Below are 7,735 nucleotides of genomic sequence, written 5' to 3' on the forward strand. Positions count from 1 at the left end.
CACCGGTATCGTTCTCACCTCACCTGAAGCGGCGTCGTCCGTGTGTGCATCACGTCACACTAGAAGGCTAGTTGACATCGATGTGATGTCAGTCGCACACTGATGTGGTGAGCACTCACTGCAATGGAGCACAAGTGATCGAAACTGGGTCTCACCGACGCCTGGATGGCCATCGGTTCGTTAGAGGTCGTGTGTCCTACACCGACGACCTAGGGGCATCGGACAGCCTCTATCTCGACTTCGTCAGAAGTACTGTCGCCCACGGCGACATCAAGGGCATCGACTTGACCGGGGCGGTCGCTATGCCAGGTGTCGTTGCCGCGATTGAAGGGAAGGAAGCTGAATCATTGATCGGCCCCCGTTTCGGCTGGCCGCCACCGGCTTTGACGGGTCTTGACGGGCCGATACAGCTCACTTGCCTCCCCGTAAGCACGGTGACGTACTGGGGCGAGCCCGTAGCGCTCATCGTTGCAGAGACTGCAGAACAAGCTAGACGCGCCACAGAGGTTGTTGAGGTCTCCTATGATCCCAAGTCCCCCCTTCTGACAATTGAGCAGGCCACCGCGCCCCATGCCGCGGCTCTCCACCCTCAGTTCCAAAACAACGTGATAATGGCAGAATCTGTCGCTCAGGGAAACCCTGATTCAATAATAGCCGCCAGCGCGATGGTGGTAGAGGGAATCGTTCGCATGGGGCGGAGCAGTGCGGTGCCACTCGAACCACGGTCTTGTATCGCACATTGGGACAGTTCGGCGGACAGGCTGACGGTTCATGTAACCAGTCAGAATCCGCACTTTTTGCGAGCCGAGCTGTCTCGTCAACTTAGAGTGCCAGAAAGCGACATACGAGTAATTACCCCACCGCTCGGCGGAGCATTCGGATTCAAATTGCCATGCTTGCCCGAAGAGCCGCTTGCGTGCCTTATGTCCATGCGCCTCGGCCGACCTGTGCGGTGGACAGAACACCGTCGCGAGGCAATGCTAGTTGGTGCGCGTGAATACGACATGAACTATCGTGCATCATATGATCGAACGGGTCGGGTCACAGCGCTCCGTGCAACAATTGACGGAAATCTCGGTGCCTTGAGTTCGTCACCCGCGTCCCTTATGCCCAGCGTGGCAGCGAATGCTATCCCGGGCGCGTACGATATAAGTGACTTCCAGGTCGACTGGCGCGCGGTGACGACGAATAAAGGCCCCTGGAACGCTGCTAGAGGATTCGGCAAGGAGGCCGCGTGCGTTCTGCTTGAGTCCGTCATCGACGAAGTGGCGAGATCGTTGCAGATCGATCCGGTCGAGGTCAGACGACGAAATTTGCTTACTTCAGACCAACTTCCACATCGAACGGCGTCGATGACTTTGGATTCCGGAGACTATCCACGAGCACTAGAGATGGCGGTCGAAGCGGGGGAGTACAACCGTTGGCGTCAGGTCCAAAAGGATCAGTCGCCGAACGAAACCTTCCGGATCGGTATCGGAATAGGCTTCGAGCTGACGCCCGAGGGCACGGATGTGGGTGGCACACTAGCGCGTGGCTACGAGACGAGCACCGTTCGTCTCGACACAAGCGGGTGCGCTACCGTTATGACAGGCGTCACTAGCCCTGGAACCGGTAGCGAGACAGCGATTGCACAACTGGTCGCTGACCAGCTCGGGATTCCAATTGGGAACATACGCGTCGTCCAGGGCGACACCGATCGCACACCATTTGGCGGCGGAAGCTATTCCAGTCGGGCCGTACTTACAGGTGGCACCGCCGCGTGGCTTGCAGCTGGTGAACTGCGAGAACGAATCAACGCCGTCGCGGCGGCTTTACTGGGCGTCGAACCGTCGCACGTCATAGCAAGCGACGGAATCTACTCGGCGCGCGGGCGCACCGAAAGAATTCCGTTTTCAGACCTAGTGCACAATTATTATGCACTGGGAAATGCTCTCGCGGGAATCGGAACGGCTGAACTAGAGGCGACTTGCACCTATGGGCCGCGCAACACGCAGCCAATTCCTGATGCTGCTGGCAGACTTCAGACTTACCCGACGTATGCATACTCCGTACACATGGCAGTAGTTGAGGTCGACGTCGATACAGGCATTACCGAAATAAAAAGTCTGACTGTTGTGCACGACAGTGGAAAAATTATAAATCACGACCTTGCGAATTGCCAGTTACATGGATGTGTAGGTATGGGAGTTGGGATGGCACTCCTCGAGGAGGAGTGCTATGACAACGCGGGTGTACCATTGAGTACTGACTTTAAGCGATACATGATGCCCCGCATCCGCGAGGTCCCTCCAATGGTACTAAGAAGCCTGGAATCCCCTTCTCCATTCAGCCTCCTGGGCACAAAAGGAGCAGGCGAAAGTGGCGTGGGAGGATCAGCCGCTGCGATTGTTGCCGCCGTGCGAGATGCCGTCGGAGGTGCGCCAGGAGCGACAGTGCAGCTACCGGTCACGCCCGAGCGCGTATTGGACTGGCTCGACGCCAGCCGAGCAATCAGAGGGACAGAAGTATGACGTTGTATGAATACCCTTCCACGCTAAGTAGTGCCCTCACGATCCTGTCCGAACACCCCGATGCGCTTCTGCTCGGCGGCGGAACAATGATTATGCCTAAGTTGGCGACTGGAGAGCTACGCCCGGAAGTCATCCTGGATGTGAGCCGGATCCCAGAACTCACCCGAGTCGTCCTCGGTGCAGAGGGAGACTGGACCTTGGGAGCGGCCGTGACATACCAGACAGTTCTTTCCACGCCAGGACTTCCATTGCTCCTCAGGACCGCAGCGACGGGCGTCACCGGAGGTCCGCAAATCCTAGCCCAGGGCACCATAGGCGGTTCTGCAAGCTATGCGAACCCCGCGTCGGATATGCCAAGCATCCTGGTCGCATTGAACGCGAAATTGATAGTCGATGGTGTACACGGCCGGCAAGAAATTGCGGCTGGCGAATTCTTCGAAAGCGCGTTTGTCACGGCGATTACTCAAAGGCCTATGATGCTTTGCCAAATTAGAATTCCGGCCGATCGAATCAATTTGCCGAGTAGCTACGTGAAGCTAAAGGTTGCGGAAAGTAGCTGGCCGGTCGTCACGGCGGCTACAACCATTATTAACCCGGCTGCACCAGAGTGGTCTCGTCAATGTCGAGTCACGGTGGGTGGAAGCAGTGAGACTCCATTCTCAATTGTATTTTCCACTAATGTTAACTTGTCGACGTTGCGCGAGTTTTTCGAACAGTCTGCGCTGTCGTGGATCGACGACACACTAGCGTCTGCAGCATACCGAAAGCGTGTAACCCCGGTTGTTGTGGAAAGGTCCATACGGAAAGCGCTCGAGAGGATGGAAAGCGTTGAACAGATCTGACACGATTGCTGTCGAACTCAACGGAGTAGAAAAAACACTTGCTGCAGAGTCGGGTGAGGCTTTGGTGGACGTTCTTCGTCGGAATTCGCATGCAGTTAAGGTGGGTTGCCGAAACGGCGATTGCGGAGCATGCACGGTTCTCATCGACGGTACACCGATCAAGTCCTGCCTCATTCCTGCGCAACGAGTCGACGGACATCAGGTGGTAACCTTGGATGGACTTTCGTCCGAAGATGAGCTACACCCGGTTCAATCTTCCTTTTTGGAAAACAACGGGTTCCAGTGCGGATTCTGCCTTGCGGGACATGTCCTGTGCGCTGTCGCTTTGCTGCGGGAGAAACCTAATCCCACCATAGCAGAAGTCGAGTCCTCCTTAGCGGGAAACCTGTGTCGTTGCACGGGCTATGAGCAAATTCGGACTAGTGTCATGAGGGCCGCTGAATCCATGAAGCATCACTGCATGTCGAAGCATGCAGCACAGTATGCTCCTCGCGAGAACTCGACACCACTTGAGTGACGCCTCCAACGCTATAGCCCGAGGCTTTGCAGTTTCGATACATCCTACGCCACGAGAGGAAAACTCATCCTCCCTGTGCGAGACCTGGCCGTGGCTACGAAGGCTCGCCAATCTGACAGCGGAGATCCCAGGAACATGCTCGATCAATTCGAATTTGTAAGCGCATTAAGACGCGCAGGGCGGCCGTTCGCGACTGCTCAATTGGTCAACGCTATCGGATCCGCACCGCGACAGGTGGGTGCGTCCATGATTGTCTCAAGTGATGGAACGGTCTGGGGATCTGTCTCCGGCGGCTGCGTAGAAGGAGCCGTTTACGATATAGCAATGGACTCCCTCAAGTCGGGTAAACCGTCGCTACACCGGTTCGGTGTAAGCGATGAAGCAGCTCTCAACGTTGGCCTCACTTGCGGCGGGATAATCGACATATTCATACAGAGTTTCACAGACGCTTCATTTACGGCTTGGTGGCCGCTTCACAACGCCGTAGATTGCGGGCGGCCGGTGGCGCTTGCGACGGTAATTGAACATCCTCGCGGGGAACTGGTCGGTAGGCAGGTTGTGATTGAATCATCCACGGAATTTGGCACATTTGGAGATGAAGACGATCGCATCTTTGCCAAAATTTGCGAGCAGGCTCGCATGATGCTATCGAGCGGTCACAGATCCGCGCTCACATACCGGGGTCGGAGTCGAGATTTCGGTGCCAACATCGAGGTTTTCGTTGAAACTTCTCTAGTTGCTCCCCGTATGATAATAGTGGGAGCTGTTGACTTTACAGCTGCTTTAGTCACGTTAGGATCTTTTCTGGGCTACAAAGTTACTGTCTGTGACGCCCGGCCGGTATTTACAACCCGATCTCGCTTCCCCGGCGCAGACCAGGTCGTGGTCAGTTGGCCAGGCAAGTATATCGATGGCGAATTCGAGGCGGATCGACTAGATCGACGAACGGTGGTCTGTGTTCTGACGCACGACTCCAAGTTTGACATCCCCGTTCTCGCTCGCTTGTTGCGTCTTCCCGACGAATCCAGGCCTCGATACATCGGTGCGATGGGATCACGCCGAACCCACGCGAAAAGGATCGAAGAACTCCGCAGAGTCGGCCTAACAGATTCACAGCTCAGCTTCCTGCGTAGTCCGATCGGCCTGGATCTCGGTGCGCATACGCCTGAAGAGACTGCAGTTTCGATAGTCAGCGAGATGATCGCTGATAACTCAGGAGGTACGGGGCTACGACTCAGCGATGGAAGCGGTGCGATACATCACAATCACTGGACAACTGCGAGACCCCCCGTGGTCGACGCTGCGTGGACCGGCGAACGGTGCGGGCCCCTCCCTCCGTAAGTTCCGGCGCTGATGTGCGTTGCGCCAACGGCTCTAGCCTAAATTCTGTGTCCCGATTGACCGATTAAGGCGTTCGGGATGCTGAGGTGGTGCATCATGTTCGCGGTGTCGGGACTGGTGGGTGATCGGTATCGGGTGTTGACGGAAAGGCAGTGGAGTTGTGGGAGTTGTTGTTGCCGAAATCCGAAAACCGGGTGGGCCGTAACTTTGCCAACAACCGACTGGTGGTGGAGGAGACGCTGCTCCGGTTGCGGACGAGTTTGCCGTGGCCGGACCAGGCGCGGGAGTTCGGGCCGTGGCAGACGGCGTGGATGCGGTGCCGGCGCTCTGCCGTGGAGGGCACGTTGGATCGGGTGCTGACCGTGCCTCGCGGTGGCCGACAGGACCGGGATCTGGACTGGGTGGCCTCGATCGATTCCACGCGGTGTCGGGGTTATAAACCTGCTGACCACCTACGAACAGCCCAGCATCGTCGAACGCGCCTTCAACAGGACCGAGCGCCGGCGCGCGGGCGGCACCCGCTACGACAAGTTGGCCATCACCTACCGCGCCGGAATCGTCCTGACCCTGACAGTCGAACGGCTCAAGCCTACCCACCCCAACCTAACAGAGCACCACAAAACGCCGTCCGCAACAGCGAAGACGGTAGAGGCTCCGGAACCGCGTGACTGGTCTCAGAGCCTTCGGCTGCGCCGCTCCGGTCGAGATCGTGACGTCCCGCCGATGGCTGCGGCCAGCCATCTGCATCGTGGGTATACGTTTGGGGTGGGGTTCCCCCGCTTTTAGAATCCAAGCTGCGGGCCGTTTTCGACAAACTCGCCGCACACGGACCGATCCTGATCGTGGTCGACCAGCCGAACACGATCGGCGCGCTGCCGGTCACCGTGGCCCGCGACCGCGGCCACGACGCGGCCTACCTTCCCGGCCTGGCCATGCGCCGCATCGCCGACCTCTACCCAGGCCAAGCCAAGACCGACGCCCGGGACGCGTACATCATTGCCGACGCCGCCCGCACCATGCCGCACGCACTGCGCCGAGTCGACGTCGGCGACGAAGCGTTGACCGAACTCGGTGTCCTGGTCGGCTATGACGACGACCTCGCAGGCGAGGCAACCCGCATCAGCAACCGCATCCGCGGCCTGCTCACCGGCATTCATCCGGCCCTCGAACGCGTCCTCGGCCCGCGAATCGCCCACCCCGCAGTGCTCGAGATCCTGTCCCGCTGCGGTGGACCCGCAGGCATCCGTGCAGCAGGGCGACGGAAACTGACCGCGATCGCGGTCAAACACGCACCCCGCATGGGGGCCAGACTCGTCGAGGAGATCCTGGCCGCACTGCCCGCCCAAACCGTCACCGTCCCCGGTAGCAAAGCCGCCTAAGTCGTGTTGCCGAAACTGGCCGACCAGCTCAAATCCGTTCTTCAACAGAGGAAATCGATCGCCGAGAACATCGAGGAGATGCTCGATGCACACCCAGTTTCCAACGTCCTGACCCAATAACACGCGAACGAGCCCGAAGCTGATCAAGATCTCTGTTCGCTTCGAGCTCGCCCTCAAGTTCGTGTTCCACCGACGGCTGGCGATACCTGGGGCCCGGAGCCCTCCAGCTAAGACCGCGCCGCGGCGGAACACAACCGGTGGTGACCCGGACGGGACGCCTTGTCCTGACCACGGACCGAGGAGTCCTTCATCGAGACCGGCGGACCACACCCGCCCGGGCCACCGCCACACCTGCTGATCAAGGATGTCGCTCGTGGTTCGAGCCCGTCCGCGCGACCTACACCTTGCTTCTCGGGAGCCTGGAGCGCTGGCATCAAGACCGGAGTCGTGCGGATCGCTGGGGTCGTGAACGGCTCAATCGGAGGGAAGGGCACGAGCCTTGTTATTAGGGCGCCGCACGTTCTCGCCAGGGAATCCGACCAGTCCAGACAGGTGAGCAAGGAGAGCAAGTTGGCAATCGTGTTCTGCGGCATCGACTGGGCCGAGCGCCACCACGACGTCGCCCTGGTCGACGCCGAGGGCAAGCTGGTGGCCAAGCGGCGCATCGCAGAGTCCGCCGACGGTTTCGCCGAACTGACGGCCATGCTGGCCGACGCTGGCGACAGCCGCGAGGCCCCGATCCCGGTCGCGATCGAGACCCCGCGCGGGCTGCTCGTCGCCGCGCTGCGGGAGACCGGCCGGGCGATCTACGCGATCAACCCGATGGCCGTCGCCCGCTACCGCGAACGACACACCGTCTCCCGCAAGAAGTCCGACCACGCCGATGCGATGGTATTGGCCAATATCCTGCGGACCGACGCCCACATTCATCGTCAGCTGCCCGTCGACACCGAACTCGCCCGCGCAGTCGCAGTCCTGGCCCGCGCCGCCCAGGACGCGGTCTGGCGCCGCACCAGGGCTTTGCAGGAACTTCGGTCTCTGCTGCGCGAGTACTACCCGAGCTTTCTCGCCGCATTCCACCGCAGCGGCGCCACGAACCTCGCCGGCCCCGAAGCCCGCCAGCTGCTTGCGCTCGCCCCGACACCG

The 7,735-nt window shown here is 59.4% G+C and carries 6 protein-coding genes and 2 pseudogenes; all 8 read left to right on the forward strand.

The window, feature by feature from the left end; translation table 11 throughout:
* Positions 1-191 precede the first annotated feature (191 nt).
* Positions 192-2,510, forward strand: a complete 2,319-nt coding sequence (locus tag ABZW96_RS35325) for a xanthine dehydrogenase family protein molybdopterin-binding subunit (protein ID WP_355080948.1) — start codon at positions 192-194, stop codon at positions 2,508-2,510.
* A complete protein-coding gene (locus tag ABZW96_RS35330) occupies positions 2,507-3,352 on the forward strand; it encodes an FAD binding domain-containing protein (protein WP_355080949.1) in 846 nt (281 codons plus the stop codon). The genes ABZW96_RS35325 and ABZW96_RS35330 overlap by 4 nt, the downstream gene beginning before the upstream one ends.
* Positions 3,339-3,869 carry a (2Fe-2S)-binding protein gene (locus ABZW96_RS35335; protein ID WP_355080951.1) on the forward strand — a complete coding sequence of 177 codons (531 nt, stop codon included), beginning with the start codon at positions 3,339-3,341 and terminating at the stop codon, positions 3,867-3,869. Before ABZW96_RS35330 ends, ABZW96_RS35335 begins: the two co-directional genes overlap by 14 nt.
* A 135-nt stretch (positions 3,870-4,004) precedes the next feature.
* Positions 4,005-5,210, forward strand: coding sequence for an XdhC/CoxI family protein (locus ABZW96_RS35340; RefSeq protein WP_355080953.1), 1,206 nt, complete (start codon positions 4,005-4,007; stop codon positions 5,208-5,210).
* Positions 5,211-5,362: 152 nt separating this feature from the next.
* A pseudogene (locus ABZW96_RS35345) lies at positions 5,363-5,554 on the forward strand (transposase); the annotation flags it as partial.
* 28 nt (positions 5,555-5,582) lie between these two features.
* Positions 5,583-5,996, forward strand: a complete 414-nt coding sequence (locus ABZW96_RS35350) for a hypothetical protein (protein WP_355080957.1) — start codon at positions 5,583-5,585, stop codon at positions 5,994-5,996.
* A pseudogene (locus ABZW96_RS35355) lies at positions 5,996-6,703 on the forward strand (IS110 family transposase); the annotation flags it as partial. The gene ABZW96_RS35350 and the pseudogene ABZW96_RS35355, both read left to right, overlap by 1 nt.
* Before the next feature lie 462 nt (positions 6,704-7,165).
* A partial coding sequence (locus tag ABZW96_RS35360) for an IS110 family transposase (RefSeq protein ID WP_355080955.1) occupies positions 7,166-7,735 on the forward strand: 570 nt, incomplete at its 3' end.

This window comes from Nocardia sp. NPDC004168 (assembly GCF_040610355.1).
GTDB lineage: Bacteria > Actinomycetota > Actinomycetes > Mycobacteriales > Mycobacteriaceae > Nocardia > Nocardia sichangensis.